This is a genomic window from Xanthobacter autotrophicus, assembly GCF_030015065.1.
In the GTDB taxonomy this organism is placed as follows: domain Bacteria; phylum Pseudomonadota; class Alphaproteobacteria; order Rhizobiales; family Xanthobacteraceae; genus Xanthobacter; species Xanthobacter autotrophicus_D.
Map to the genome: position 1 here is coordinate 1 of NZ_JAIVFN010000257.1, position 1,489 is coordinate 1,489.

1 protein-coding gene is annotated in these 1,489 nt (G+C 60.2%); it reads right to left on the reverse strand.

From position 1 onward, the window contains the following. Positions 1-171: 171 nt before the first annotated feature. Positions 172-1,296: a hypothetical protein gene (locus tag K9U40_RS22940; RefSeq protein ID WP_282892393.1), complete on the reverse strand. Its 1,125-nt coding sequence runs from the start codon at positions 1,294-1,296 to the stop codon at positions 172-174. Positions 1,297-1,489 lie beyond the last annotated feature (193 nt).

A 1,489-nucleotide genomic window follows, 5' to 3' on the forward strand; every position in this document is an offset into this window, starting at 1 on the left:
GCCCTCGGCGGCAGAACGCCGGAGGAGGTCCATACGGCCTGCGACAGCATCGACATGGCGGCGTAACGCACACCAGAACCAAGCTTAGCAAAGCCGCCAATCTGTCCGCCAAACCGGGACCACCTCAATTGCATGCTCATTTGGTGCCGCTCCTCGGGCGGTTGCCGCCTCTCACTCCTGATGCTGGGATGTGGTGGGCGCTTCAGGGGTGTCCCTCCGTGGCGCCAATGTGATGTTCCTCGGGTCGATGAGGAGCTTCAGATCGCAGGCTGTCGCCTGGTCCATTCCGTATTCTTCAAGGTCGTCGACCTTCGGTCGGACGTCGAGAGCTTCGAAACGGGTCGACCGATACCGCCATTCCGGATCATCGGACGGTTCGAAGAAAACCTTCGCGCTGAAGATTAGGCTGGTGTCGGCAAAAGATGAGCTGTTGAAATACAGACCTTCGGGCGGGGACGACGGTTCATCAATCTCCAGGCTCGGGAACTCAAAGCGAGCCTGCGATTTCGGGTTGAGCAGGATGTCGACCGCCATACGTGCTTCATTTGCTTCCCAGAACGCATCGAACTTGAATCTTGCGGTGGAGCGAAGGCCGGCGTTCGTGAGGAGTTGGAGCCACCCATCCAAGAATGCGGAGATAAGCGGCAGCTCGTCGAGGTAGGGCCCGGTGATGGGTTGATCGACTGGGAAGGTAATCGACGGGATGCGGTCGTTACCGGCGATCGTCAGGGTCGCTCGCCCCGTCGACATGAGCGTGAGCGCGCGAAGCAGCTCAACCCACTCCTCCAGGGAATGCTCCATATCGTCGATCGATCCGACGCTCTCGAATTTGAGCGCCGGCGGTGTCAGCCGGATGATGAAGTCTGGGGTACGGATGAGAAGCTCCGGTCCATGCGGCTCGCCCATCGGCGGGCCGATGAACATTTCGCCGTCGAACCGGGCCGCTTGTCCAAAGCCAGGTCCGCGGATCGAAATCTCGCAGTGACCCAGAGTAGGAGGAGTAAGACGCAACTCCTCGATGTCGTCGAACAGCGTGCCTTGATAGGGCAGACGGATGCCGAACCGGCTGTCGAATACGCGCAGGCGGTGGGGCTTCAAAGGCGCGAGGCCGAGCAATAGACTGCTGAAATGCTCCGGACCCTCGATCTGGATAAGTGCCTCGGCCTCGAACTGGCCATTCTCATAGCCAAGTTCGGCGAGCTGCCGTTGCTTCTCGATCGTGTAGGCGCCGGGATTTTGCCCGCAGGCTGCACTTACAGCTTCGAGTAAGCCGGTGGGGGTGGGCTCGAAGCGCACCCCGACTTTCTCATAGTCGTAGCTGATGTCGGTGTGATTGATGTCGTGAGCCCTGCGGGCCTCGGCTAGGCAGTGTGGACGGATTTGATGAGGATGAAGCTCAAGGCGAGGGCGACGATGGCAGCGAAGCCGCATTCGGTCTTCTCGCAGCGCAGGGCGACGCGCTTGAACCGCTTCAGTTTTCCGAAGCACT